Source organism: Mycobacterium sp. E3247, from assembly GCF_001667785.1.
GTDB lineage: Bacteria > Actinomycetota > Actinomycetes > Mycobacteriales > Mycobacteriaceae > Mycobacterium.
Genome location: NZ_LZJG01000134.1, coordinates 1 through 26,957 on the forward strand (window position 1 = coordinate 1; position 26,957 = coordinate 26,957).

The window sequence follows — 26,957 nt, forward strand, 5'->3', positions numbered from 1 at the left end:
GCACATCGTGGATGACTCGGGTGCCCGCGCCGCCATCGTGCACGGCGACCAATTCGACAGGTTCGCCGTCCCGCTGGATACCTTGGACCCGTTCATGATTGGCAACGACTACGAGCGCCGCCTGGCCAACGCGTCCCCTGCCGCACCGCCATGCGCGACGTCGCCCGACGATATGGCCGTCATCCTCTACACCAGCGGGACGACTGGCCGGGCCAAGGGGGTCATGCACGCTCACCGTGCCCTGCTTTACCAGGCGGCCGATACGAACCTGGCGACCGAGGCGCAGGCATCCGACGTCATGTTGGCAACCACGCCGTTCTTCACCGCCGGCGGAATGCTGCGCACCGTGTCCTGGCTATACCTCGGCCAGACGATGGTGATCCATCAACGCTTCGAACCAGAACGCGCCTTGGACGAAATCGAACACCATAAAATCACCTTCACCACATTCATCCCCACGATGCTGCAACGCACGCTAGCCATGATCGAGTCGGGTCCACCGCGCGACCTTTCGAGCCTGCGCCGCATCTCCTACGGGTCGGCACCAGTCCCGCCCGGCTTGGCCGAACGGGCAATGAGGTTGCTCGGCTGCGACTTGCAGCAACGGTATGGTCTGACCGAGTGCGGTGGACAGGCCACCATCCTGACGCCACAGGACCACCGCGACATTGTCGCCGGGCGGAATTCGATCCTGACGTCGTGTGGACGCGAAACGCCGATGTGCGTGATCCGGATCTGCGACGCCGAGGGACGTTCGCTTCCGGCACACGAAGTCGGCGAGATTGTCATCGAAAGCCCGGCCAACGCCATGGGCTACTGGAACCAGCCCGAGCAAACCGCCGCCACCTTCCGCGCTGATGGCGTGCGCACCGGGGACATGGGATACCTCGATGCAGATAACTATCTGCACGTCACCGGACGCAAGACCGACATGATCATCTCCGGCGGCTTCAACGTGTACCCGGCCGAGATCGAACGGGTCATCGCCCAATGTGACGGAGTCGAGCTGGTCGCGGTGGTCGGCGTGCCGGACGCCGAATGGGGCGAGACCCCGGTGGCCGTGGTCGTGCCGCACCCGTCATATACCGACCTCGAGGCTTTGACTGCCGAGCTCAGCACTGTGTGTCGTGAACAGCTGGCCGGGTACAAGCAACCCCGCCGATTCGCTTATCGCAACGAATTGCCCCTCGGGCCGGCAGGCAAGATCCTCAAGGGCCGGATCCGCGAAGACCTCGACGCGACGCAGCCCGATGCCGTCATCGCCCACCAGCAATCAGCGGACTAGGCGAGGGATCAACCATGACGCGAGCACTCACCGACGCGCTGCCCGAGTACCAGCTGCTCATCAATGGGCAACGCGTCCCTGCCAAATCAGGGGCCACATTCGACAGCATCGACCCCTACAGCGGACAACCATGGGTGCGGATACCCGATGGTGGCGCCTCAGACGTCGACACCGCCGTCGCTGCGGCGCGCGCCGCGTTGCGGGGGCCATGGGGGGAGCTCACACCGACGGCGCGCGGCGCCCTGCTACTCAGGCTCGCGGACGTCATCGCCGCCGAAGCGGAAACGCTGGCCGAACTCGAAGTGCGCGACGGAGGCAAGTTGGCCCGCGAGATGGTGGGCCAAATGCGTTCGCTGCCTGACTATTACAGGTACTTCGGCGGGCTCGCCGACAAGGTGCACGGTCAAGTCATCCCCACCGACAAATCCAACTACCTCGTCTATACGCGCAACGAGCCCGTCGGGGTGGTCGGGGCCATCACGCCGTGGAACTCCCCGCTGTTGCTGCTGACGTGGAAGCTAGCCGCGGGCCTGGCGGCCGGATGCACGTTCGTCATCAAACCGAGCGAGCACACGCCTACGTCGACGCTGGCGTTTGCCGAGCTCTTCGCCAAGGCCGGGTTTCCACCTGGAGTGGTCAACGTCGTCACCGGCTGGGGCCCGGCAACCGGTGCCGCGCTGGCCGCCCATCCTGACATAGACAAGATCGCCTTCACCGGTTCCACATCGACCGGAATCGCGGTAGGGCGCGCGGCAATCGAGCACATGGCGCGCTTCACGTTGGAACTCGGAGGCAAGTCCGCCCAGGTGGTGTTCCCCGACGCCGATCTCGATGCGGCGGCCAACGGCATCATCGCCGGCGTCTTCGCGGCAACGGGGCAAACCTGCCTGGCCGGGTCCCGCCTGCTGGTCCATCGCGACGTCGCCGACGCCTTGGTCGATCGTGTGGTCGCCCGCGCCGCGAGCATCAGACTGGGCGATCCGAAAGCGGCGACCACCGAGATGGGGCCGGTGTCCAACAAGGTCCAGTACGAGAAGGTGCTCGAACACTTCGCCGCGGCCCGGGCACAGGGCGCGACAATCGCGTGCGGCGGTGAACCCGCGACCGAATTCGGCGGCTTCTTCGTCAAACCCACCGTGCTGACCGGCGTCGACCCGTCGATGCGGGCCGTCGCCGAGGAAGTCTTCGGCCCGGTCCTGGCTGTGATGACGTTCACCGACGAGGACGAGGCGGTCGAGATGGCCAACGCCACCCCGTTCGGTCTTGCCAGCGGCGTGTGGACCAACGACGTGCACCGTGCCCACCGCGTGGCGGCGGGACTGCGCGCCGGAACGGTATGGGTGAACTGCTACCGGGCGGTCGCCCCGCAAGTTCCCTTCGGTGGCATGGGGCACAGCGGAATCGGCCGCGAGAACGGCGCCGACGCCATTCACGAGTTCACCGAGACCAAGGCGATCTGGGTCGAGCTGAGCGGCGCCACCCGAGACCCGTTCACCCTCGGATGATGGGTGTCGACGGCGACGCCGTCCCCCTGCGTCTCCGTCGACGATCCGACCGCTCTCGACGAACTGCCCGCACACTACGCCTTTCAGGGACGACGAGGAGCTACCAGTGAAGGCCGGCCTCGACTACGACGCCTTCCAACGGCCCCGGTCGTGTCGACAATCCGCAGCCCTGGGCTCGGCGCCACGGGCTTGTGGGCGCTGCCCCCGGTGACGGCGTCTACCAAGCAGTGAACGTAGGCCTACCCGACAGCGCGACGACAGCACCGCGACGTGTGCTGCCATCGACTGATTAAAGGATACCCATCGGGATGATCAGTGGTTCCTGTGCCCCGCGGCCTGGCCGTGGACAACGCCGTCGACTCCTGCTCCGACAGCAGATTCCGTCAAGCGCCACATCACTCGCAGGGGCCCATTGTGCGGTGACTGCCATCACGCTAGTCTGCCAAATGAGTGTCCTATTAGAGCGTGCGAATGCCGTTGAGCTTCGCGGGAGAGGTTTGGGTGCCATGGGTGCTGGATACGAGGGCAGGCTGTTCATCGACGGAGAGTTCCGAGAAGCCCGCTCGGGCAAGCGTTACGACGTAATCAATCCCGCGGATGAATCGGTGGTGGCCGCCGCCGCCGATGCCGGCCCAGAGGACGTGGCCGACGCGGTCACGGCTGCCCGACGGGTAGCCGACGAGACGACGTGGGCCACCGACCACGCGTTCCGGCGCCGCTGCCTCGAGCAATTCCAGCAAGCACTTCGCAAGGACGTCGAGGAGCTGCGCACCATCGTGACATCGGAAGCAGGTGTGTGCACCGCGGTGATGGGCACGCACGTCGACGCGATGATCGAGGGAATGGACTTTTTCAATGACCTGGCCACGTCGTTCCCCTGGGAGCGCGAGCTGGGGCCCTACGAACTTCTGGGAATGCGATCCAACCGGCGCGTACGCTACCAGCCGTACGGCGTGGTTGGGGCTATCACCCCGTGGAATGCCCCTTTCATGACCGCGATCTGGAAGATCCACCACAGCCTCGCCGCCGGGAACGCCGTCGTGCTCAAGAGCGCCCCAGATACACCGCTGACCGCATCGCGCATGGTTCAGCTGATCGCCGAACACACCGATATTCCGGCCGGCGCAGTCAACACGATCAGCTCAGCGGACAAGGCCATCGCCGGTGATGCCCTCACCGGCGATCCGCGTGTGGATCTGTATCACTTCACAGGCTCCCCCGGCGTCGGCGAACGAATTCAACAGCGCGCGGCCATCGGGAGCCGCAAGGTCGTCCTGGAGTTGGGCGGTAAGTCGGCCAACGTGCTGCTTCCCGACGCCGACCTCGATTCTTCCTGCGCTATGGGCACATTCATGTGCATGGCAACCAGCGGTCAGGGGTGCGCGCTGCCAACCCGCATGGTGGTCCACGAATCCATCTACGACGACGTCGTCGAGCGGCTGACGGCCAACATCGGGAACATGCCCTGGGGTGACCCGACCGAGCCGAACAACATCGTTGGCCCGATCATCCGGGCAGAGCAGGTCGATCGGATGGAGGGTCTAGTCAACCGCGCGAAGCAGGCCGGAGCCAAAGTGCCCGTCGGCGGCAAGCGCGGCGATCGCGACAAGGGGTTCTGGTACGAGCCGACCCTGGTGGTCGACGTCGACGAGAACGCGGAGATCGCACAGAACGAGGTCTTCGGCCCCGTACTGACGGTCGTCCGGTACGAAGGTGATGACGATGAGGCGGTGCGAGTGGCCAACAACTCCCGCTACGGTCTGTCGGCCTACGTCCAGTCCGCCGACGAGGAGCGGGCGTGGGCGGTCGCCGGACGACTCAATGCCGGCACGGTCAACATCAACAACTCCTTCTACCTCTCGCCCGACGGACCATTCGGCGGATGGGGTATCAGCGGCGTCGGTGTCGAGCACGGCGTCGAGGGCTTCGCGGAGTACCTCCGTATCAAGACCATCGCCAGCCCCTGCTGAGCCAGGACAGTGCCCGTCGAGATCGGCCGTGCCGGGTTACCCCCAGGGGACGCGGCACGGCCGGGGTCTTCCCCACGGCCGAGCGACCGCCGGGGCGGTTCGGTAGAATGAGGTCGAAAAGGCAAATGTTTCTACTCTTTCAGAGTGTCGCCGTCGCGTTGCCGCGGCGAGGCGACACGATCCGGAGGTGATTCGCCATGAAGTTACGGCTGCAACGTGAACACTGTGTCGGCCACGCGCAGTGCTACGGCGTCAATCAGGACATGTTCCCACTCGATGACAGCGGCTACTCGTCGCTGACGGCGACGGAGATCGCACCGCAAGACGTCGAGACCGCACGCGCAGGAGCGGGCGCCTGCCCCGAACGCGCACTCGTCCTTGACGAGGATTGAGGCGCAGTCGCGGTGCCGCGCAACGATCGATGGTGTTTCGGTGAGTTTGGCGCAAGCACAACGCGATTCGGCGGTGCAATGACTCCCGTGGCGCGGGATACCCTCCCAGCGCGCAATTTGTTCACATAGCTATCTTGAGAATTAACGTCCCGACCTCGGAGGAACCGTGCCGTCACGTATCAAGGCATCGATCGTCGCCGTCGGCCGTAGCGCCATCGGCACCGCTCGCAAGGGAACGTTGGCGAACATGCCCGCGGTAGAACTCGCCAAGCCCGTGACGACGGCGGTCATCGAACGATCTGGTCTTGTGCCGAGCGACTTCGACGACTTCGTCTTGGCCGAGGTAATGCAGGGCGGTGGAGACTCCGCCCGATACATCGCCGTCGAGCTCGGCCTGACTGATATCCCCGGCGTGGCCGTAAATCGGCAATGCGCTTCCAGTCTTTCGGCGATCGCGATCGGCGCCGGACACATTGCCGCGGGGATGAGCTGTGCAGTCCTTGCCGGCGGCATGGAGTCTTTATCCACCACTCCGGTGACCCGGAAGCGCAAGCCCTTCACGAAGGACGAATACGACGATCCCTGGGTCTCGCTCTCACACCCCCCGACCGAAGACGCTCCGGCGATGGACATGTCCATCACGGTCGCTCACAACTGCGCGACGCAATACGGGATCACCCGCGAGGACCAAGACGCGTGGGCATTGCGCAGCCACCAGCGCGCCGTCAAGGCACGGGACTCGGGATCGTTCGTCGATGAGATTGTCCCCCTCGACGTGCCACGTCAGGATGGGTCGACCGCCGTCTTCGGCGAGGACGAGCATCCGCGGCCGGACACATCGATGGAAATCCTTGGCGGCCTCAAGGTCCTGCACCCGGAGATCCCCGGCTTCACCGTGACGGCGGGCAACAGCTCGGGCATGAATGACGCCGCCGCAGTCGTCGCACTCGCCAGGCCCGAGGATTTTCCCGACGCGATGGCGGGGATTCTGTCGTGGGCACAGGTCGGTGTGCCGCCCAACCGCACGGGAAGCGGCCCCATCGAGGCCATTCCGAAGGCCCTAGCGCTGGCCGGATTGAGCCTCAAAGACGTTGACCTGTTTGAGATCAACGAGGCATTCGCAGCGCAAGCGGTGGCCTGCTCGCGGGCGCTCGACCTCGACGAGGACTTGGTCAACGTGTACGGATCAGGGATCAGCCTCGGCCACCCGATCGCCGCCACTGGTGCCCGCATGGTGACTTCTGCTACGTACGAACTCCGGCGGCGCGGCGGCGGGATCGGCGTCGTATCGATGTGCGCCGGCGGCGGAATGGGTGCCGCCATGGTCATCGAGGTTTCTTGACGACCGTCGACGAAGGCCAGACCACCGCGCATCGGGCCAATCGTCCGACCTCGCCGCGGACGGCGCCCAGCACACCCCGGCGCTTTCGGCGTGCTCCCTGCGCGCGGCAACGGTGTGTGCAACCGGCCACGCTACGGAGAGCGAAATGGGCCCGACCTAAGGAGCAAGACACCATGAGCGACGAAATCCTCAAGATCGAGTCTGACGGGGCGGTCCGTATCGTCACACTGAACAAACCCGACAGCCTCAATGCGCTCTCCCATGAACTTCATCTGGAGCTGTGCAACGTATGGCAGCGGATCGCCAGCGACTGGGAGGCGCGCGTCGTGGTGCTCACCGGCGCGGGGCGGGCGTTCTGCGCCGGGGGCGACGTGTCCGGCTTCCTCGAGAAGGTCACCAACGTTGATCGGCGGCGGCACGGCATGCGCGAAGCCGCCCGGCTGGTCACCGAAATGCTGCGCTTTCACCTGCCGGTCATCGCGGCGATCAACGGCCCCGCAGTCGGGCTCGGTGCCAGCCTGGCCACGATGGCCGACATCGTATACATGGCGGATACCGCATTCATTGCCGACACACATGTCACCATGGGTCTGGTCGCCGGCGACGGTGGAGCTATCACGTGGCCCGCAATGATGAGCATCCTGCGCGCCAAAGAGTATCTGTTCACCGGGGAGCGCATCTTCGCAAAAGACGCCAAGGAGATTGGCTTGGCCAACAAGGTGTTGGCTCCAGAGGAACTCATGCCCGCCGCACTCGAACTCGCCCACAAGCTTGCCGCGCATCCGGCGCAGGCGTTGCAGGACACCAAGCGCGCGGTCAACTTGCACCTCAATGCGGCGGCAGGGCGGGTCCTTCCCTATGCGCTTGCCGCCGAGGAGGTCTCCTTCAGCCAACCCGAGGTGGCCAGGATCGCGCGTGACTTGGCGGCAAAAGCAGACGTAGGGAAGGGCTAGTGCCGGAATAAGACCGCATATAACAACCGGGACGAGATAACCCCTGGGCTGATCACGTGGTCAGCCATCGAACGGACTGTGGGTCGACACGCATGGGCCCGGCGTAATCCTCGAGAGAGCCGACGCGCTGAAGTTATTCGCTTGTCGGTGCGCGCACTGCAGGCAAGACCAGGGTATCGATCACCTCGCGGACGAAATTGGCGTCGACGCTTTGTCCGCGGGCAACCTGCAGCAGACCCATCGCTCCGAGAACGTCCGCCACCAGCGACCAGTCGCGGTCGGCCGAGAGTTCGCCGCGGTCGGCGGCTTGCGCAAGGATCGCGGTAATCGTGCGTTTGCCTTTGCCGAGCATGAGGTCATCAAGCGCCGAGGCGAGTTCGGGTTCGTGTGCCGCTTCCATCGCGACTCGCAACACCAGGTCATTGCTGACCAGGCTGCTGTCGTTGCGTTTGACGCGTTCGACGAGGGCGTCCAGATCGCCTTCCAGGGTGCCCGTGTCGGGGACGTCGACGCTGCAGAGGTCGGGTCGCCAGTACACCAAAGCATCGGTCATCAGCGCGGCTTTGGAGGACCAGCGCCGGTAGATGGCGGCCTTGCCGACGCCTGCCCGTGCCGCGATGTCATTCATGTTGGTGGCGTGATAACCATATTCCGTCAAGGCGGCTAGGGCGGCGTTGAGAATGGCCGGATCGCGGGACCGGTCCAAGCGGCCCTCGGTGCGTTGCCGCAGTTTTGATTCCGCTTCTGTCATGGGCCCTGATCCGTCAACCGACAACCTTGTCGTCGACAGTGTGACAGACCGGCAGGTGAGTTTCATGGGGCCGTCAGCTGTGGGATGGGGGCCGTGCGCTCCTCGTCGGTGGCACGCGGGGCCCGCTTGGTGCGGTAGGTGTTCAGCGGCCACCAGAACCAGTGCCCGAGCGCGGCGGCGATCGACGGGGTCATGAACGAGCGCACGATCAGGGTGTCGACCAGGAGGCCCAGGCCGATGGTGGTGCCCAGCTGTCCGATTACGCGGAGCTCGCTGACGATCATCGACATCATGGTGAACGCGAACACCATGCCGGCCGCGGTGACCACCCGCCCGGAAGCTCCCATGCCGCGGATGATTCCGGTGTTGAGCCCGGCATGTATTTCTTCTTTGAGCCTGGACACCACCAGCAGGTTGTAGTCCGAACCCACCGCGAGAAGGATCACGATCGACAACGGCAACACGATCCATTGCATGCCGAGGCCGGTGATGTCTTGCCAGAGCAGGACCGACAGACCACAGGCGGTGCCCAGTGAGGCGGCGACCGTGCCGACGATCACCAGTGCCGCCACCAGGCTGCGGGTGATGAGCAGCATGATGCCGAAGATCAGGATGAGCGCGGCGATCCCGGCGACCATCAGGTCAATGTTCACTCCCTCTTGCATATCGCTGTACATCGATGCCATCCCGGCCAGATACACCTTCGAGGTCTCCAGCGGGGTGCCCTTGATGGCGTCGGCGACCGCGTCTTTGATTCCCTTGACGTGTTGGATGCCCTCGACCGTGGCGGGGTCGCCTTGATGGGTGATGATGAACCGGACGGCCTTGCCGTCTGGGGAGACAAACATCTTCAGCCCACGTTCGAAATCTGGGCTTTTGAAGACTTCTGGTGGCAGATAGAACGAGTCATCATTCTTGGCTTCGTCGAAGTACTGTCCCATCAGGGTCGAGCCCTCGGCGGCTTCTTGCATGTGTGACTGGATGCCGGCCATCGTGCTGTGTGTGGAGAGCATGAAGTCTCGCATCGCCTTCATCGAGGCGATGGTGGGCGGGAGATCGGCCAGCAGTTGGGGCATCAACCGATCGAGGTGGTCGAGATCGCCACTGAGCCCTTCGAGTTGATCGGCGAGATCATCAATTCCGTCCAGAGCGTCGAAGACCGACCGTAAGGACCAGCAGATCGGAATATCGAAGCAATGTCGTTCCCAATAGAAGTACGAGCGGATCGGTCGCCAGAAGTCTTCGAAATCCGCCATTCGGTCGCGCAATTGGTTGGTGGTATCCACCATGTCGTGGGTCTTGCCCACCATGCTGTGTGTCGTTGCGGTGAGCTCGCGCATCACCCCGTACATGTGTTCCAAAGTGGCGACCGTCTTACCCAGTTCGTCGGCCTGCTCGAGCATGTGCGCCATGTTGTCGTTCATGAACTTTGCTGTCTGCAAGGTGCTGGAGTTCTGCATGGCAATCTGAAAGGGAATCGAACTGTGCTCGATCGGGGCCCCCAGCGGCCGGGTGATGGTCTGCACCCGTTCAATGCCCCGCAGGTGAAACACGCTCTTGGCGATCCGATCGACCACCAGCATGTCCGCCGGGTCCCGCAGGTCATGGTCGGCTTCGACCATGAGCAGTTCAGGGTTCATGCGTGCCGGCGAGAAGTGTTGATCGGCGGCGGCGTACGCGACATTGGCGGGCATATTAGGGGGCGTGAATTTTTGGTCGTTGTAATTGGGCACGTAGGTCATCAGGCTGACGAAACCGATGATGGCGATCATCGTCGTCACGACAATGATCGGTATCGGCCAGCGCACCACGGCGGTTCCAACCTTGCGCCAATTACGCGTGGAGAGATTGCCTTTCGGGTCGAAAAGCCCGAATCGAGAGCCCACCGCCAGGACGGCCGGCGCCAGTGTCAGCGCCGCGGTCACGATCGTCAGCAGCGCGATCGCACAGGGCAGACCCATCGTCTGGAAATACGGCAACCGGGTCGCCGTCAAGCACACACAGGCGCCCACAATGGTCAAACCCGAACCCAAGATGACATGCGACACGCCGCGATAGGCCGTATAGAAGGCTTCTTCTCGCTCCTGGCCCAGGGCCCGGGCCTCGTGATAGCGACCCAGCAGGAAGATGAGGTAATCGGTCCCCGCCGCGATGCTCAGCATGGTCACCATACTCACCGCGTAAGGGGTCAGACCGATGAAGTTCAGGTTACCCGCTGTGGCGGTGACACCTTGTGCCGCAAATAGTTCGATGCCGATCACCACCAGGCATAGGATGGTCGTGCCGATCGAGCGGTAGACAAGCAGCAGCATCCCGAAAATGACGCCGATCGAGACCAGCGCCATGGTCGCCATGCTCTTGTGCCCGACGACGCTGACGTCGGCGTTGAGCACGGTGTTACCGGCCACATACGCCTTGACACCCGGCGGCGCGGGTACCTCGGAGACGATCTTGCGCACCGCGGTGACCGATTCGTGGCTGGGCGTGGTGCCCTGATCACCGTCGAGGAACACCTGCACGTAAGCCGCCTTGCCGTCCGCACTCTGCGAACCGGCAGCGGTCAACGGGTCGCCCCAAAAGTCCTGGACATGCTGCACATGCGCGGTGTCAGCCTTGAGCTTGGCCACGATCCGGTCGTAGAACTGGTGCGCGCTGTCGCCCAGTTTCTCTTGGCTCTCCAGCACCACCATCGCCGAGGAGTCCGAACTGAACTCCTTGAACACCCGGCCGATGTGCATCATCGACTTGAACGCCGGCGCGTCTTTTGGGGTCATCGGCACTGAATGTTGGGCCGCGACGTCGTCCAGTGAGGGCGAGATCAGGCCAAGGCCAACCGCGAGCAGGGCCCAGAACAATACGATCGGCAACGACAGGGCACGGATCACCCGTGCGATCACTGGTCGGCCCGGAATCGAATGGGTTGCGCTCATACCGCTTTCACCAAGCAGTAGATGAACGGCTGGTACTCGTCGCTGCGACGATCGTCGCGCACCTGACCGTCAACGATGACCCGGCACCGGATGGCGTTCACCTGGGAGCTGCCCTGGGCAACGATGTTGGCCGACATCGACGGCAGCGTCGTCACGATGGTGTACGACCACGGCAACGGTGCGGAGTCGACAAGATGCGGCTGCCCGTTTTCATCCAAATAGTTGACGTTCACATTCCCGCCCGTCGCGCTGGTGATCTCATACGTAATATGCTTGGGATTAAAGGGTTTCGTATTATCTGCGTTAGCCTCGCCCACTGGCGTCACACCGTTGACGCCGAAGGTGTCACGAATGCGAACGACCACGTAACCGCCCAAGGTGACAACGACGATAAGAAGCAACGGGATCCATGCCCGCTTGACTGTTCGAAACATATTCTTCCCCTGACGCCTGCCAGCTCGGGGCTTGGTGCTCCACCGAAGGCAGTGCTGAGACCGCGACGGCAGTCCTCGGCAAGTGCGGAACTCAGGTTCCGTCCTCACCGTGAACTGTACAGCATGGCGGCGCGCCCCGTTCGGTAGTGCCTAGGCTGTGGGGGCGCGCAAAGCGTTCCGCCTTATCATCTGGTCTGACCGATTACGGATGGGTATCAGCGGCGCAGCTTCAGCGCTGCGCCACAGGCGATGTCGCAACGTTCAGCTTCGCGGCAGTCCAGCAGTCGTCTCTACCGGGTCGGAAAGAGCGGATTCAGAAGATTGAAGCATTCCGGGGCCAACGCATCTTCGCTGCCGCGGCACCGGTCCTACTCGTTGGCCAGTCGCAAGATCATGTCGGCCAGCGCGCTGATCACCTCGTCTCTTTCGACGGCGACGACCTGGATCTTTTCGGCGTGCCAGGCGCGGTCCAACATCCCGAGCACGGCTATACCCACGACCTCAGGCGAGTGATCGCCCGGCCCGGCGATCGCCTGTCCGAGCTTGAAGGCTGATCGGCTTACCGTACGGTTGCGCGAGCGCCGGAACGCCTCCTCCTCGGGCGACGAATGCCAGGCGCCCAACACGAATGCCCCGTGGCGGTCCAGAAACGCGAAGTACTCGCCGACCCATGAACGCAGAGCTTCCGCCGTGAACGGCCGGGGCACACTGTCTAACCGTTTCAACACCGCCATCACGTCGCGGTAGGCGCTCTCGCCCAGGACGGCGAAGATCTCTTCTTTGTCCTTGAAGTACGTGTAGAAGCCGGCGCGCGAAATGCCACAGGCCTCGGTGATCGCGTTGACGGGTGTGCCGGCGAAGCCGCGCTGAAGGAACAACTTTCGGCTCGCCTCGAGAATCAGCGCCCGGGTCCGCTCCCCACGCCCGGCCTCTTCCGACCCATCGGCGGGCCTTTTCCCTTGCGTCACCGTCATGTCCGCCACCATAGGTGACGATGTCGTCAAGCCGCAATATCTCACGCTCAGAAGGATACCGCAGCGGCTGATGCGGCACGTACTTGACACAGGCGTCAAGTGAGTCCAAGCTCAGATTCGTACACCGATCCGAAAGAGACAGCGATGAAGCCGATGACCGACGCACCGATCTTCGACGCCGACCAGCACATGTACGAAACACCCGGTGCGTTGACGAAATATCTCCCCGACCGCTTCGCCAAGGCCGTGCAGTTCGTCCAGGTGGGTCGGCGGACCCGTATCGCGATCCTGGGCCAGATCACCGAGTACATCCCCAACCCCACCTTCGACCGGGTCGCTGCACCGGGCTCGCACGAGAAGTTCTATTCAGGTCACAACCCTGAGGGGCTGACGTTACGCGAGATGCAGGGCGCGGCGATTGAGGCACCTCCGGCGAGTCGAAATCCCGAGGACCGGGTCAGGGAATTGGACCGCCAAGAGGTCCGCGAGACGCTGGTCTATCCGACACTGGCCAACCTCGTCGAGCATTCGGCAGCCGAGGATCCCGAGCTCACCATGGCGATGATCCACGCGCTCAATCAGTGGATGCTGGAACACTGGCAGTTCACCTACGCCGACCGGCTATTCATGACGCCGGTGATCAACTGCGCCGAGGTGGACGGCGCACGCCGGGAGCTCGAGTACATCCTGGACAACGGCGCCAAAGTGGCGTTGCTCAAACCCTCCCCGGTTAAGGGGTTTCGCGGGTGGCGCTCTCCCGCAATGCCCGAGTTCGACCCGTTCTGGCGCGATGTCGAAGCCGCGGGCTTGCCAATCGTCCTGCACGCGAGCCAGCCGCCGCTCGACGGCTATATCAACCAGTGGGAACCGCCCGACACGAACAGCTTCATGGAAATGAGTGCCTTCCGGTGGGTTGTGTTGGGGCACAGAGAGATATCCGACATGATCGCCAGCCTGATATGCCACGGCACGCTGACCCGGTTCCCGGGACTGCGCATCGCCAGCGTGGAGAACGGCAGCTCGTGGATCAAGCCCCTCTTTCACGATCTCGACGACATCTACACCAAGATGCCGCAAAACTTCGAGGAGCATCCGCTTGACGTATTCCGCCGCAACGTCTGGGTTAGCCCGTTCTGGGAGGGCTCGGTGGCCGAGGTGGTCGAGACGGTGGGCTGGGACAAGGTGCTGTTCGGTTCCGACTACCCGCACCCGGAGGGCCTGGCAACTCCCAAACGGTTCTACGAATACGCCGAAGGCATGGACGAACGACGCACCTACGACTTCATGGGCGACAACGCCCGCCGCTTTATGGGGCTGCCGATTGCGAATCCCAACCCGGACGCCATGAGACCACCGCAGCTGGCCTCCGCCTGAGAACTTCGAAGCGACGCAAGGAGAACGCCGATGCCGTTGCAGCCGTGGATGCAGCTGATCTCGGTCGACGACCATCTGATCGAGCACCCGACTGTGTGGAGCGACCGGCTCCCCCGCAAATACCTCGATGCGGGGCCGAAGATCATCGATTTCGAACGTCCCGACACCGGGGCATTGACCCAGGTGTGGCAGTACGAGGACCGCATCTACCCCTACGTCGGCCTGAACGCGGTGGCCGGCAAGAAGCCCCAGGACTACGGCGTCGAGCCGGTGCACTACGACGACATGATCCCGGGCTGCTACGACCCCAAGGCACGCGTTGCTGACATGGATATCGATGGCGTGCAGGCGATGACGTGTTTCCCGTCCTTCCCACGGTTCGCCGGCGCGGTATTCGCGGAAGGGGAGGACAAGGAGCTCGCCCGCCTTTGCTCACGGGCGTGGAATGATTTTCATCTCGATGAGTGGGCAGCCACTGCGCCGGACCGGTTCATCCCCGTTGCGATGCTGCCCTTTTGGGATATCGACGCAAGCGTCGCGGAGATCCACCGAGTCGCCGAGAAGGGCGCCAAGACGGTGACGTTCCCCGACCTCCCGGACAGGCTGGGGCTGCCGTCGGTGCATTCCGATCACTGGGATCCGGTCCTGTCGGCCGTCGAAGAGACCGGGATGGTACTGGCACAGCACTTCGGCTCCGGCGGCTTTCCGCCCCCGATCGCGCCGGACGCGCCGTTCGCCGTGTTCATCGCCCTGATGGGGACGATGTCGATGACGGCGATGACCGACTGGCTGTTCTCGAATACGCTCTACCGTCATCCGAGGCTCAAGATCGGTCTGTCCGAAGGCGGAATAGGCTGGATTCCATACATTTTGGAACGCTGCGACAGCGTGTGGCGCAAGCACCGTTTCTACAACAACATCAACCAGGAGCATCCGCCGAGCGAACTGTTCAAGAAGCACATCCACGGCTGCTTCATCGAAGACGACTTCGGGGTTGAGGTACGTGACTTCATCGGCGTCGACCGCATTACGTGGGAGTGCGATTACCCGCATTCGGACTCGTATTGGCCGCAGAGCCGTGAACGCGCCGCCGAGACCCTCAAGGACGTGCCCGACGACGAGGCACACCGGATGGTGGAATTGAACGCGCGCGAGTTCTACAACTTCCCGCGGGCGGCCTGATGGACGCGCGGGAGGTGGAGGACTGGGCCGACCAGGATCTGCTGACCAAAGACGAGGCGCGGGACCGGCTCGACGACGCGATCGTTCGCACCCAAAGCCGGCTTGCGACATTGCAATACCCAGCCGATGAGGCGGAGATCCGCTCGGTCACACGGCGGCTGGCCGCCATGGAGTCGGTTCGCGGTGAACTCGACGCCTACCTGCACAACCAGGACTGATTCTCAAGCAAGGAGAGTTGTTCGGATGACCAGCGTGCATGCAGTGCCGGAGCTCGAGTATGAGTCGTTGCCGATGGCCGACGACCGAAAAGTCGGTTGGGACAACCTCCGCGACATGGGGCCCGTCGTCCTGATGCACGGTTGGTACTACCTGACCCGCCGTGACGACGTGCTACACGCGCTGCGCAACCCCGAGATCTTCTCGTCGAAGAAGGCGTTCGACACCCTTGGCAGTCCCCTGCCGCTGGTGCCGATTTCGTTCGATCCGCCCGAGCACACCCGGTTCCGCAAGATCCTGCAGCCCTTCTTCAGCCCGCACACCCTGGGCGCGATGTTGCCGGCGCTGCAGCAGCAGGCGGTCGGAATGATTGAGGCACTTGCGCCGCACGGGCATGCCGACGTCGTCACCGAGTTGGCAATGCCGTACCCGTCGCAGGTGTTCCTCACGCTCTACGGCCTGCCGTTGGCCGATCGCGCCAAGCTCGTGAAGTGGAAGGACGCTGTCATCGAGCTCGCCGACAGCGGCACGACGCTGGAAGACCACGATCTCGGGCCTGCTCTGGAGCTGTTCGCCTACCTGAGTGCGGCGATCAACGAGCGCCGCGCCAACCCGGGCTCCGACGTCTTGTCGGCGGTGCTGACGGGCGAGGAGCCCCTCGACGACGCCGAAGCGGTCGGACTGAGCTTTCTGTTCGTGCTGGCCGGACTGGACACCGTCACGGCGGCAATCGGTTTCGCGCTGCTGGAGCTGGCCCGCCGACCCGACCTGCGGTCCGCGCTGCGGGAGGATCCCGAGCTGATAAAGGTCTTCGTCGAGGAGATCGTCCGGCTGGAGCCACCGGCGCCGATCCTGCCGCGAATGACGACCCGGGAAGTCACCGTCGGCGGCGTCACGCTGCCGGCCGACACTCCGGTGCGGTTACTGATCGCCGCGATCAACCGCGACGGCAGCGACGCCACGTCGGGAAATGAGGTGCTGATGGACGGAAAAGTTCACCGGCACTGGGGTTTCGGCGGTGGACCGCACCGCTGCCTTGGGGCCCACCTGGCACGCATGGAACTGAACCTCATCATCGAAGAGTGGTTGCGGCGCATCCCGGATTTCGAGCTCGAGCCGGGTTTCCGACCGCGGATCGGCTGGCCGGCCAATACCTATTCGCTCACCAGTCTGCCGCTGCACTGGGAAGCACGTTGAGACAGCACCGATAACGCCAGCACGGAGGTAGCGCCAATGACGATCGCACCAATGCCGACCAGTGCTGTCGATTTCCATCCCGAACCCCGGATGTTTATCGACGGCCGGCTGCGCGACGCGTCGAGCGGTCAGGTCATCGACAACATCAACCCTGCCAACGAGGAGGTTCTCGGCGTGGCCGCCGACGCCGGCGCCGAGGACATGGCTGAGGCGATCGCGGCCGCCCGCCGGGCGTTCGACACCACCGAATGGTCGACAAACCGGGATTTCCGCCGGCACTGCCTTCATCAGCTACACGACGCGCTGCAGTACGAAAAAGAAGACATGCGAGCGGAACTCGTGGCCGAGGCCGGCGCTCCGGTGTCCTCCACCTACATCGCGCAGCTGGACTGGCCGCTGGCCGATGCGGTGCACTGGCCCGCGGAGCTGATCGCCCGGTTCCCGTGGGAGCGCATGCTCGCCGAGGACGCGAAGCTTGGGGTGCCCTACAACCGGGTTGTCGTCAAGGAACCGATCGGCGTGGTCGGGGCCATCACGCCGTGGAATTTCCCGTTCGAGATCATCAGCAACAAGATGGGCCAGGCGCTGGCCACCGGCAACACGGTGGTGCTCAAGCCTGCCATCGAAACACCGTGGACTGCGCTGCGCTGGGGTCGCATCATCGCGGAAAAAACCGACATCCCTGCCGGTGTCGTCAACATTGTGCCCACCTCGGACAACACCGTCGCCCAACGGTTGCTCACCGACCCGGCCGTCGACATGATCTCGTTCACCGGGTCGACTGCCGTCGGCGAGTTGATCCAGCAGCTGTCGGCGGCCACCATGAAACGCAATCTCCTTGAGCTGGGCGGGAAGTCCGCCTACATCGTGCTCGATGACGCCGACATGGCCCTCGCGTTGCCGGGGTGTATGGGTGCGCTGATCCACTCGGGACAGGGTTGTGCATTGACCACCAGGATGCTCGTGCCGCGCGCACATTATGAGCAGGCCGTCGAGGTCGCCACCGCCACGTTCGCGGCGATCGGTGTCGGCGATCCCGCCGACCCGGCCAACTTCTGCGGTCCGCTGGTATCTGCCAAGCAGCGCGACCGCGTGCTTCGCTGCATCGAGAGCGGTCGGCAACAGGGCGCCCGGCTGACCGTCGGTGGTGGTGTACCAGAGGATTGTGAGCGCGGCTATTTCGTCGCGCCGACGGTTGTCGCCGATGTCACTGCCGATATGCGGATCTTCGCCGAGGAGATCTTCGGCCCGGTGCTGACGATCACGCCGTACGACAACGGTGACGACGGCGCGGTCGAGCTGGCCAACAACTCGACCTACGGATTGGCGGGCGCGGTGATGGGCTCACCCGACCGGGCCATGGCGGTGGCCCGCCGCATCCGCACCGGCTCGATGATGGTCAACGGCGCGATGTATTACGGCGCCGATGCACCGTTCGGGGGGTACAAGCGCAGCGGCATCGGCCGGCAGAACGGAATCGAGGGGTTCGAGCAGTACCTGCAGACCAAAGTGATCGGGTACCCGAAGTGACCGACATCCTGCGCGGGATCCGCGTGGTCGAGCTGGCCGCGTGGACGTTCGTCCCCGCCGCCGGCGCGGTGCTGGCCGACTGGGGTGCCGACGTTATCAAGATCGAGCACCCCGAAACCGGTGACCCCCAGCGCGGCCTGATCAATTCGGGGGTGGTGCCCGGCAGCGGCGGGGTCAATCACTTCGTTGAGCAGCCCAACCGCGGCAAGCGCAGCATCGGCCTGGACACCTCGAATCCTGACGGGCTCGAGCTGCTGATGCGGCTGCTCGAAACCGCCGACGTCTTTCTGACCAACCTCTTGCCGGGTTCGCGCCGGCGGATGGGTGTGGATGTCGAGCAGGTCCGCGCCCGAAACCCGAAAATCATCTACGCCCGCGGGCACGGCTATGGCACCAAGGGTGACATGGCCGACCGGGGAGGCTTCGACCTGGCGGCCTACTGGGCGCGCGGCGGAATCGGCGAGGCCTACCGGACAGGCGACGGGTCGTACCCGCCGCTGCAGCGGCCCGCGTTCGGCGACGTGTACGGCGGGCTGGCGATCGCCGGCGGCATCGCGGGCGCCCTGGTGAAGCGGGAACGCACCGGTGAACCGTCGGTCGTCGACGTCTCCCTGTTGGGCGCCGCGGTGTGGCAGCTGGGACCCGACATCGTCGGCGCCGGGGTGCTGGGCAATGACATTCCCAAGTTCCAGCTAGACGCGATGCCGAATCCGGTCGCCAGCGTCTACCGGACACGCGATGGCAGGTTCATCGCCTTCGTGCTGCTGCAGGCTGATCGGTTCTGGGCCGAGTTCTGTTCCCGGCTGGGACGCGACGACCTCGTTGACGACGAGCGATTCGCGACTGCCGCAGCGCGGTTCGCCAACCGCGTTGACTGCGTCGCCGAGCTGCGCGCCGCCTTCGGCACACAGGACCTCTGTCACTGGGAGAAGGCTTTCAGCGGGTTCGACGGGGTCTGGGATGTCATGCACACCGCCCACGACGTCCACACCGATCCGCAGGCGGTCGCCAACGGCTATCTGCCGCGCACCAGGGATGCCCAGGGCAACGAATTCGCCTTGGCGGCAAGCCCCGTGCAGTTCGACGAGACGCCGCTGCGGTTGACCCGCGCGCCCGGTCACGGTGAGCACACCGACGCGCTGCTGGCCGAATTGGGCTTCAGCCAGGAAGAAATCATCGATTTAAAGGTGAAGGCGGTCGTGTTGTGAGCGGAGTGTTGGATGGCCGCGTGATGTTCATCACCGGCGCCGCGCGCGGTCAGGGCAGATCGCACGCGGTCATGTGCGCCGAGGAGGGTGCCGACATCGTCGGCGTCGACATCTGCGCGGACCTCGACGTGGTGCCGTACAAGCTGGGGACATACGAGGATCTGCAGGAGACGGCGCGGTTAGTGGAGAAGACAGGTCAGCGCATGATCGTGCGTGCCGCCGATGTACGTGATAAGGCGGCGCTGCAAGCCGCCTTCGACGACGGCGTGAACGAACTCGGCCACATCGACACCGTGTTGGCGAACGCCGGGGTGATCCTGAGCAACCCCGACGAGCGCGACGCCTCCGAGGCGCTGCGGGTCGGCATCGACATCATGCTCATCGGTGTGTGGAACACCTTTCAGGTGGCCATCGAACACCTCAAGGAGCGCGGCCAGGGCGGCAACCTGATCGCAACGAGCTCGATGGCCGCCCTACTGAACCTCACGGACGGCTCCGGGGGCTCTGACGCCTACAACATGTCTAAGCTGGCGATCACCGGCCTGGTCCAGTCGTACGCCAATCTGCTCGCACCCCACCGTATTCGGGTCAATGCCGTCGCGCCGACCAACTGTGCCACGCCGATGGTCACCGACAATCCCACCCTGTTCAAGGTGATCGAGCAGAACCCGAATCTCGCCAACGCGATGCAGACTGCACTGCCCGATCTTCCGCTGATCGAATCGAAGGACGTCAGCAACGCAGTGCTGTTCCTGATATCGGAGGCGGGCCGGTCGTTCACCGGAAGCGTGCTGAAGGTCGACGCCGGCATGGACGTCCGACGTTAAGTGATGGTGCCATTGCCTGCTGTCCACCGTGACCGTGTCGAGGTGCTGTGTCGAATGCCAAACCGGTGTGCTCGGGCGCGATTCGCTGCTCCCGCGGCTCGCGCAGGACTGTCCCGGGCTCGTCACCGAGCTGCAGCGGCTACTCGACGCGGCGCGTATCGCGGGCGTACACGTCGTGCACGCGACGTACGAGGGAGCGCACGATGCTCAGCCAGTCGGTACGGCGAGGATTTGGCGGATATTGGCGCCCGCCACCGCCGACTGGGAGCCCGGCGTACCGGCCACACAGGTCGTTCCCGAGCTGTTGGCACCCACTGACGTGGTGGTGCCGCGCCACCACGGCCTATTTCCGACGCTCGACACCGACCTGCTTGCGGTGCTGAGAAGGCTCGGCGTGGACACTGTTGTGCTGGCCGGTGTTTCGTTGAATCTGGCACTGCCCGTTACCGCCGGGCAGCTGTCCGACGCGGGCTTCCACCTCATCGTGGCGCGTGACGCTGTCGCGGGGACGCCGCCCGACTACGGCCAGCAGGTGCTCACTCACACGATCGCGATGCTCGGTCGCCTGACCACTACGGACGAGCTCATCGCGTCATGGACCGTCGATGTCGCGGAGCCCGCAAGATCCTCATGACAGCGACCGATCTGGCCCGCCGATTCCTGCATGTCAACCTCAACACCGCCAACGCCGAAGCCGCGCAGGCGTTCCTGGCCGACTGCCTCGGCCTGGTTCTGCAGATGCAAAAGGACCCAGACGAGTTGGTCGACGGTGAGATCCTGGGGCTGCCGGGCAAAGTCCGCTGCGACACCCGGTTCTTCTACGACAGCCGCGGCCCCCGATTCTCCTGCGCAATCGAGGTCATCCACTGGCTCGATCCGGCTACTGCGGCCTGCAGTGCGCCCGACGCTGCGTCGGGCGGGCTCAGCGCATTGGCCTTCCGCGTCGCCGATCGTGGGCGCACCGTCGAGATGATCCGCGACCACGGCTATCACGTCCTGTCCGAGGATGCTGTCGGCCTGATCACTGGTGCGCCCGCCGCCGTCGCGGTCGGCCCCGACGGACTAGTCGTAGAACTCGCGGACATGAGGGGCGGCGCGACCGGTCGCGTGCAATTCGCCGGAGCGCGTGTCACCTGCGCCGACCTTGACGAGTCGCTACGGTTCTACACGAGCATTGGCTTCAACCCGCTCGGTGAGGCCCGCCCCCGGACGGTGCGATTGCGCGATCTCGGTCTCGACGTCGACGATTCCGACGATGTGCGGGTGTGCCACCTCGGGCTGGCCGAAGACGGTCACACCGCGAGGCTGTGCCTGACGCAACCGGCCGCACGCGCACGGCCGGTGGTCAAGCAGCACAATGAACAGGGGCTCTACCGGTGCGCGTTACGCGTAGAGAAAATGCCGCGCGCGATCGCCGCCACGGCCGAGGACATCGTCGTGCGCGGACCGATTTGGTGTCCCCTGCCCGGCACCCCGATCGCCGGCCTGCACATCGCGTTCCTCACCGCACCCGAGGGCACTGTCATCGAATACGTCGAACGACCGCTAGAGCACTTCGCATAGCAAGCGGCCGGGCACAAGACGGGCTACACCGGACCCGAGCCGAGGCGCTCGGTGGGAACGGCGCTGTGCCCATCACGTACGGCCCGGCCTGCGCAATCACGACGCCGTGCTTGCTCAGGATTAGGGCGCCGGAGGCTGGTAGTGCGCGGCGGAGTTTCTCAGCTGCCAGATCTGTTCGGGGCAAAGGATATTCACCGCGTAGGAGACCAGGTAATTTGCCGCGTACTCGTCGTTAGGGGTCACGTCGCGTTTTACATCGCCCATCACTTGGGGATACGTTTCGCCGCCACTCACCTTGTCGCAGATGCCGTGGCCGTAGCCAATTGCATCGTTGTTCGGAAAGTTGTAGTGGCGTCGCACCATGACGTCGTAGACGTATTCAACTTCGGGTGCGGGCGCCGCGTTCGCGAACGGCGCCTCGACTACGACGCCAATCCCAGCAGCGAAGATGCCCGAGATGACTCGCGACTTCCGCCAATTCATCCTGTTGTCCTTTACAGACCTGTGGCGACGCATCGCCAGTCCGCCTACTGCGGTGGATAGCCGGGGGGTGGGTATGCGCCCCTGAGGATCCAGGGCAGCCAGCTCAGGCCGAATTGCAGCTCATCGCTAGCGTCGTAGTCGGGGGTTGGATCCATGGCCGCCGGAGCTTCGGCAAGAACGTCGAGGGGCTGGGCGGGCTGGCCTGACTGTCCCGGCTGCGTCGGATGCCGGGGCGGGTCTGGTTGCTGCGGGTGTCCGTAGACGGCGACAACGACGGTCCGGCTGAGGCTGTTCTCCGACCACACCCCGACTTGGGTGTTCGCGCAGTCCGACATAGTCGCTCGGGATGCTGGGTCGTTGAACCACTGGTTGAGGATTTCGACACCGTTGATGGAGAGCGCTGGGTTGATCGCCACCGTTTCGGCGACCGGACCGCGGTAGCCGGCGGCATCGGCCCGGTCTTGCGGGCTCGAGCCATCTGAGCCGACGTTGCCGTCAAGGTTGCGGTTGTTCATCAGGTCGTCGGTGTGCCGCTGGGCGGCCAGTTGAAGCTGCGGATTGGGGTTGACGTCGTGCTGGCAACCAGCCTGACGCTGTGCGGTGTAGACGTTGGCAAGCACCCCGTCATTGAGCCGCTTGTTGTTCGGCACAAGGGTGTTGTTGTCGTTGTCGGCATGGGCGGCCGGCATGGTCAGAGCTGCCCCGACTACCAGGAGCACGGGAGCGGTCACCGCCTGCACGGCGGCGCATGTTCGGTGAATCATCGGCTCTTCCTTTCTCTGATCACCGGCTGGTTGACCGATGCTTAGATGGGCGCGAAGTCGGATATGAGCCAATGGTTGTCGCGCCTATCCACGGTGACCCTTACTGTCGAGGCGGTGGTGGACGGTGGGTCGTTGCCGACCGTAATGCTCTGGTTGACAAACACCATGACCACCGCGCGATTGGGACTCGCCGATATCGATGCGGCGGCGGGCACTGTGGCAACGGCCGCGATCTTCTTCTCTTTGGACCCCGGGATCACGACGTCGTGGGTCAGCTGGGTGTAGGCATCGCGGAAGTTTCCGGTGAGCCGGTCGCGGGCTGCCTGCAGCTCGCGGTCGACGCTGTCGGGACTGTAAGTCAGAATCTTGACCGTGCTCTCGCTCGCCGCCTGAACGGATTCGATTTGGGCGGAGCGTATTTCGGTGTCGGTAGTCTTCTGCCATTTCAGGTATCCAACGCCCCCGGCGAGGAGCATCGCCAATCCGGGCAGCAAGCCGAACACCAGCGCGGACTGGACGCGAGAGCGCCGTCTTACCAGTGCGATGTCCTCGGCCCCTGCGTCGGTACCAGGTGGGTGCTCGTCTACGTTCGGCGCATCGTCGCGGGGTTCGTGTTCTTCGATCCGCAATTTGTGGCGGTTCAGGCGCATCATGGCACAAACCCAACGTTCGAAACCTTCATCGTGTCACCAACTTTCTGGACGTCGACGCGCATCCGCCAGTGCCGCGGTGCCTGATCGGACGCGCCGACGTTCGTTGTATTGACCGATACCGCCACCAGGACGCGGGCGGACTCTCCGGTGCTGGACTCCAATCCGGCGTCGGTGATGCTGCCATGGGTCTTGGATTGCGCACGCTTGACCACGTCGATGAACGCCGGGGCGTGTTTCGAGAAGTCCTCGCGGAACTGGCCTGTCGAGGAATCCAGGATGCGCTGGACGTCGGCGTCGGCATGGGTGTAGTCGATGGTGGTCAGGTTGAGCGCACCCTGCCTGCCCGCCGTGAGGAACGCAGCACGCAGCATGCCATCCTGGCGGTCTCGGTAGACACCGTACCCCAACCAGCCACCCAGTCCGCCGAGCGCCACAACGGCAACGAGTCCAATTACCAATGCAGGCCATGTGCGGGGCACCGAGACGCTGGGCCCCGATTCGTCGTCGCCGTCGGCCATGACGTCGGCGTCGTCTTCGTCGCCGATAACATCCGGATCATCGCGTGCCTCCTCGCCCGATGCCACGGCGGTGTCGCCGCCGTCGGAACCCGGTTCGGGGTCATCTCGATCCGGCCGGTCGGCCAGCGCAGTAAGCCTTGTGGCCGTATTTGTCAGCAAATGGGACGACCCGTTCACCGGCCCTTCGGCGGCATCAGCATTGATTGCCACGTCTGCTCCTTCGGGGTGTTTTGAGCCAAATCGGTTTGGGTGTAAACATTCCCGTCAGGACCGACATAGGTGCCGGTTACGGGATCGTATGCGGCCGCGGCGATCGCCGGCACCGGCGGCGGCTGGGCGGTCGGCGGTGGCGCCGCCCGCGGCGGAATTGCCGGACTGAGTTGGGGGACGTCTTGACCCGACAGGGTAGCGTTGGGGTCACCTTTCCAACTGTCACCGTCGTTGAGCGGCACGTACTGCTCGTCGCTTTCGCACATTTTCACGGTCGGCGCCCGCTTGCCCGGCACCGTTTCGCAGGGGATGTTCCGGGCGCCGCGCACGTTGAAGGTGGCGTCGTGCGGGATCCGGCAATACATGTCCCCTGCTGGGCGGTCCGGATAGTCCGCGGAGACTGGGACACGGCGCTGCTGGGCCGGAAGGAATCCTGTCGTGCACGGCCGCGGGACATTGAGGTTCAAGTGAAAACTCAGATATATACCCCGGTATGCCGTCTTGAGATCTTGGTCGGGCACGCTGGCCGCGGCGATGTCGCCGATCCCGAGGGGCAGAAGCACCAGCAACTGTTCGAGGTCGTTCGAATAGGTAACCGCGACCTGCTCGACGCTGACCAGGTTGGCCAGCAGAGTCGGCAACGTTGGATTGAGCCGATCGAAAAGGGCCTGCACCTCATCCGCGGCCGCGGGCACCTTGCGGAGAATGCCCGCGACAGCACGATCCTGGGTCTGCAGCTCACCGGTGATCGTCGCCAGGTGCGACGCCCACGCCTGCACCGAATCCTTGGTTTCGCTCTGGGTGTCGAGAACTGGCCCCGCGCCGTCGATCAACGTGGTGAGCGCGTCGACATCGTGACGGGCGTCGATGGCCAACGAGGTCGATCCTCTGACGAAACGCGAGAATTCCGGGCCCAATCCCCCGAATGCGGTGAAACTCTCGTCGACGACGGTCTTCAGATTGTCGTTCGGGATTGCTGCAATGCCCCGGTTTGCGGCGTCGAGCAGGTTGTTGATATCCGGCGGCACGGAGGCCCGGCTAAGCGGTATGACATCACCGTCCCTCAGCGGCCGCGATGTTGCGTTTCGCGGCAGCAACGCGACGTATTGTTCACCGACCGCGGTTTGGCTATGCACCTGGGCATCAAGATCTGAAGGTATGCGCACGTCAGATCGCAGTGAAAGCTCGGCGGCCACACCGTCATTAGTGAGATGTACCGAGGTGACACGCCCTACTTCAGTGCCGCGGTATGTCACGTTGCCTGATGAATACAGGTTGGCGGCCTCGGGCAGATCCACCGTCACGGTGTAGTGACCCACCCCGAACAGCAGCGACGGCAGCTGCATGTAGCCAAAGCCGATGATCGCTACAGAGGTGAGCGCCACGACGGCGAAGACGGCCAACTGGATCTTGATTCTTCGGGTTAAGTTCATGTCACGGCCCTTGATCCCAACGGTATGGCGCGATGAGCGGGTTACCCGCGGTGTAGGGGCTTGGCATCTGGCCAATGGTGCGGCCCCATTGCATCTCCAGTTCGGTCAGGTTTCCTTCCCATCGGGTGCCGGTGAATAGGCCTGCGTCCAAACGGCTCAAGGTCAAGTCGAAGATCGCCGTGAGATTCGCGTAATCCCCGCGGAGCCACTTGTCGAGCGTTTCGTTGGGCCATGGATAGGTGAGCAGCTGGCTCAGCGAGCGCGTAAGTGCGGGGCCGGCATTGGCAAGCGACTCAAGCACCGGCCCGATCTGGTGCAGCTCGGCCACCAGGCTCTCCTTGGTCTGGTTGACGGCCTTGGCGGTGAGCGCGCTGAACTTGCCGAGCTGATCCGCCGCGTCGACCAAATGGGCGCGCTGGTCTTTGAGCACCGCCAGCGCGTTGGGGACGGTTTGTAGTGCGCGGTTCACCACCGGTTGGTCTGCGGCGAACTGGCCGACGAGGTTGTTGAGTTTGTCCGTGGCGGAGATGATCTCGTCCGATTGGTCGTTCAGATAGCCGATGAACGTGTCCAGCTGGTGTATGAGGCTGCGCAAGTCGTGTTCCCGCCCGGCGAACGCCGTACTCAGGGACTGGGTGATCTCCTGAATCTGCCCGAGTCCGCCGCCGTTGAGCAGCAAAGAGGCAGCCGAGAGGGTCTGCTCGGTAGTCGGGTACATGCCGGCTGATGACAGCGGAATCAGCGACCCTTCGTGGAGGTTCCCGTGCGGCGCAACGTCGGTTGGCGGCGCCAGTTCGATGTGCACCGAGCCCAGCAGGCTTGTCTGACCGAGCTTGGCGGTGGCGTTAGCCGGCAGGTGGACGGTTCCGGCGAGCCGCAGCGTGACCAGTGCGTGCCAGCCCTGGCGCTCGATCTTGGTCACATTACCCACCGTGACGTCACCGACACGCACGCGCGAATTCTGTTGCAGGGTAGTGATGTCGGGTAGCTGCGCCTGCACAGTATAGGAGCCGGGCCCTTCCCCGGCAGTGCCGGGCAGCGGCAACGAGTTCAACCCTCGCCATTCGCAACCCGATAAGACAACCGTGGTCAGCACCGCCAGGCCCAGGAACGCGCCTCGCGTCCATGCCGCCCGCCTCACGATCCCCCTCCGGGGGGCGTCATCAGGCCGGACAGTCCCGCGGCGGGGTCAGTCGGCGTCGCTGGGGGACGGTGATGTCATACCGCTTAGCCGGGCCTCCGTGCCGCCGGATATCAACGAAG

General features: G+C 64.2%; 25 protein-coding genes. 15 read left to right on the forward strand and 10 right to left on the reverse strand.

Going from position 1 to position 26,957, the window contains the following annotated elements; genetic code table 11:
- The 6 genes from A9X04_RS07255 to A9X04_RS07280 form a co-directional block, all read left to right on the forward strand.
- Positions 1 to 1,285, forward strand: a 1,285-nt coding sequence (locus A9X04_RS07255) for a class I adenylate-forming enzyme family protein (RefSeq protein ID WP_067918975.1), incomplete at its 5' end; no start/stop codon positions are given.
- A gap of 14 nt (positions 1,286 to 1,299) precedes the next feature.
- The gene (locus A9X04_RS07260) at positions 1,300 to 2,790 is read left to right on the forward strand and encodes an aldehyde dehydrogenase (protein ID WP_067918976.1); all 1,491 of its coding nucleotides are present in this window, start codon (positions 1,300 to 1,302) and stop codon (positions 2,788 to 2,790) included.
- A gap of 506 nt (positions 2,791 to 3,296) precedes the next feature.
- The gene (locus A9X04_RS07265) at positions 3,297 to 4,760 is read left to right on the forward strand and encodes an aldehyde dehydrogenase family protein (protein ID WP_067918977.1); all 1,464 of its coding nucleotides are present in this window, start codon (positions 3,297 to 3,299) and stop codon (positions 4,758 to 4,760) included.
- A gap of 197 nt (positions 4,761 to 4,957) precedes the next feature.
- The gene (locus tag A9X04_RS07270; RefSeq protein ID WP_067918978.1) at positions 4,958 to 5,152 is read left to right on the forward strand and encodes a ferredoxin; all 195 of its coding nucleotides are present in this window, start codon (positions 4,958 to 4,960) and stop codon (positions 5,150 to 5,152) included.
- Between the two features lie 166 nt (positions 5,153 to 5,318).
- Entirely contained in the window at positions 5,319 to 6,494 is a 1,176-nt protein-coding gene (locus tag A9X04_RS07275) for a thiolase family protein (protein WP_067918979.1), read from the forward strand.
- 173 nt (positions 6,495 to 6,667) lie between these two features.
- On the forward strand, positions 6,668 to 7,447 hold the full coding sequence (locus A9X04_RS07280; RefSeq protein WP_067918980.1) for an enoyl-CoA hydratase/isomerase family protein: 780 nt from the start codon (positions 6,668 to 6,670) through the stop codon (positions 7,445 to 7,447).
- Positions 7,448 to 7,580: 133 nt separating this feature from the next.
- Here A9X04_RS07280 and A9X04_RS07285 read toward each other — a convergent pair whose 3' ends face one another.
- From A9X04_RS07285 to A9X04_RS07300, 4 genes are all read right to left on the reverse strand, one after another.
- A complete protein-coding gene (locus A9X04_RS07285; RefSeq protein WP_067918981.1) occupies positions 7,581 to 8,198 on the reverse strand; it encodes a TetR/AcrR family transcriptional regulator in 618 nt (205 codons plus the stop codon).
- A 62-nt stretch (positions 8,199 to 8,260) separates the two neighbouring features.
- The gene (locus A9X04_RS07290) at positions 8,261 to 11,128 is read right to left on the reverse strand and encodes an RND family transporter (protein ID WP_082974852.1); all 2,868 of its coding nucleotides are present in this window, start codon (positions 11,126 to 11,128) and stop codon (positions 8,261 to 8,263) included.
- Positions 11,125 to 11,562, reverse strand: coding sequence for an MmpS family transport accessory protein (locus A9X04_RS07295; RefSeq protein ID WP_067918982.1), 438 nt, complete (start codon positions 11,560 to 11,562; stop codon positions 11,125 to 11,127). Before A9X04_RS07295 ends, A9X04_RS07290 begins: the two co-directional genes overlap by 4 nt.
- A 368-nt stretch (positions 11,563 to 11,930) precedes the next feature.
- Complete coding sequence (locus tag A9X04_RS07300) at positions 11,931 to 12,536, reverse strand: TetR/AcrR family transcriptional regulator (RefSeq protein ID WP_067918993.1); 606 nt, start codon at positions 12,534 to 12,536, stop codon at positions 11,931 to 11,933.
- Positions 12,537 to 12,680: 144 nt separating this feature from the next.
- On the opposite strand from A9X04_RS07300, the gene A9X04_RS07305 reads away from it, so the two are divergent.
- From A9X04_RS07305 to A9X04_RS07345, 9 genes are read left to right on the forward strand one after another with little or no spacing between them, the layout of a single operon-like run.
- Complete coding sequence (locus tag A9X04_RS07305) at positions 12,681 to 13,910, forward strand: amidohydrolase family protein (RefSeq protein WP_067918983.1); 1,230 nt, start codon at positions 12,681 to 12,683, stop codon at positions 13,908 to 13,910.
- A 30-nt stretch (positions 13,911 to 13,940) separates the two neighbouring features.
- The gene (locus A9X04_RS07310) at positions 13,941 to 15,092 is read left to right on the forward strand and encodes an amidohydrolase family protein (RefSeq protein WP_156764251.1); all 1,152 of its coding nucleotides are present in this window, start codon (positions 13,941 to 13,943) and stop codon (positions 15,090 to 15,092) included.
- Positions 15,092 to 15,310, forward strand: a complete 219-nt coding sequence (locus A9X04_RS07315; RefSeq protein ID WP_067918984.1) for a hypothetical protein — start codon at positions 15,092 to 15,094, stop codon at positions 15,308 to 15,310. The genes A9X04_RS07310 and A9X04_RS07315 overlap by 1 nt, the downstream gene beginning before the upstream one ends.
- A 25-nt stretch (positions 15,311 to 15,335) precedes the next feature.
- On the forward strand, positions 15,336 to 16,505 hold the full coding sequence (locus tag A9X04_RS07320; RefSeq protein WP_067918985.1) for a cytochrome P450: 1,170 nt from the start codon (positions 15,336 to 15,338) through the stop codon (positions 16,503 to 16,505).
- 36 nt (positions 16,506 to 16,541) lie between these two features.
- Positions 16,542 to 18,035 (forward strand): aldehyde dehydrogenase family protein, encoded by a 1,494-nt coding sequence (locus A9X04_RS07325; RefSeq protein ID WP_067918986.1) that lies wholly within the window; start codon positions 16,542 to 16,544, stop codon positions 18,033 to 18,035.
- Positions 18,032 to 19,243 carry a CaiB/BaiF CoA-transferase family protein gene (locus A9X04_RS07330; RefSeq protein WP_067918987.1) on the forward strand — a complete coding sequence of 404 codons (1,212 nt, stop codon included), beginning with the start codon at positions 18,032 to 18,034 and terminating at the stop codon, positions 19,241 to 19,243. The genes A9X04_RS07325 and A9X04_RS07330 overlap by 4 nt, the downstream gene beginning before the upstream one ends.
- Entirely contained in the window at positions 19,240 to 20,070 is an 831-nt protein-coding gene (locus A9X04_RS07335) for a mycofactocin-coupled SDR family oxidoreductase (RefSeq protein ID WP_255396478.1), read from the forward strand. The genes A9X04_RS07330 and A9X04_RS07335 overlap by 4 nt, the downstream gene beginning before the upstream one ends.
- Positions 20,071 to 20,098: 28 nt before the next feature.
- Positions 20,099 to 20,704 (forward strand): isochorismatase family protein, encoded by a 606-nt coding sequence (locus tag A9X04_RS07340; RefSeq protein WP_369828926.1) that lies wholly within the window; start codon positions 20,099 to 20,101, stop codon positions 20,702 to 20,704.
- Complete coding sequence (locus A9X04_RS07345; RefSeq protein ID WP_067918989.1) at positions 20,701 to 21,633, forward strand: VOC family protein; 933 nt, start codon at positions 20,701 to 20,703, stop codon at positions 21,631 to 21,633. Before A9X04_RS07340 ends, A9X04_RS07345 begins: the two co-directional genes overlap by 4 nt.
- Positions 21,634 to 21,753: 120 nt before the next feature.
- Here A9X04_RS07345 and A9X04_RS07350 read toward each other — a convergent pair whose 3' ends face one another.
- Genes A9X04_RS07350 through A9X04_RS07375 form a run of 6 tightly spaced genes read right to left on the reverse strand, consistent with a single transcriptional unit; the run spans position 21,754 to position 26,835 of the window.
- Positions 21,754 to 22,116 carry a DUF732 domain-containing protein gene (locus A9X04_RS07350; RefSeq protein WP_082962479.1) on the reverse strand — a complete coding sequence of 121 codons (363 nt, stop codon included), beginning with the start codon at positions 22,114 to 22,116 and terminating at the stop codon, positions 21,754 to 21,756.
- A gap of 44 nt (positions 22,117 to 22,160) precedes the next feature.
- Positions 22,161 to 22,877: a CAP domain-containing protein gene (locus A9X04_RS07355; protein ID WP_231984243.1), complete on the reverse strand. Its 717-nt coding sequence runs from the start codon at positions 22,875 to 22,877 to the stop codon at positions 22,161 to 22,163.
- A gap of 44 nt (positions 22,878 to 22,921) precedes the next feature.
- The gene (locus A9X04_RS07360; protein ID WP_067918991.1) at positions 22,922 to 23,533 is read right to left on the reverse strand and encodes a hypothetical protein; all 612 of its coding nucleotides are present in this window, start codon (positions 23,531 to 23,533) and stop codon (positions 22,922 to 22,924) included.
- On the reverse strand, positions 23,530 to 24,261 hold the full coding sequence (locus A9X04_RS30845; RefSeq protein WP_197509078.1) for a mammalian cell entry protein: 732 nt from the start codon (positions 24,259 to 24,261) through the stop codon (positions 23,530 to 23,532). The genes A9X04_RS07360 and A9X04_RS30845 overlap by 4 nt, the downstream gene beginning before the upstream one ends.
- A complete protein-coding gene (locus A9X04_RS07370) occupies positions 24,225 to 25,694 on the reverse strand; it encodes an MCE family protein (RefSeq protein WP_067918992.1) in 1,470 nt (489 codons plus the stop codon). The genes A9X04_RS30845 and A9X04_RS07370 overlap by 37 nt, the downstream gene beginning before the upstream one ends.
- A 1-nt stretch (position 25,695) precedes the next feature.
- Positions 25,696 to 26,835, reverse strand: coding sequence for an MCE family protein (locus tag A9X04_RS07375; protein WP_082962481.1), 1,140 nt, complete (start codon positions 26,833 to 26,835; stop codon positions 25,696 to 25,698).
- Positions 26,836 to 26,957: the final 122 nt, after the last annotated feature.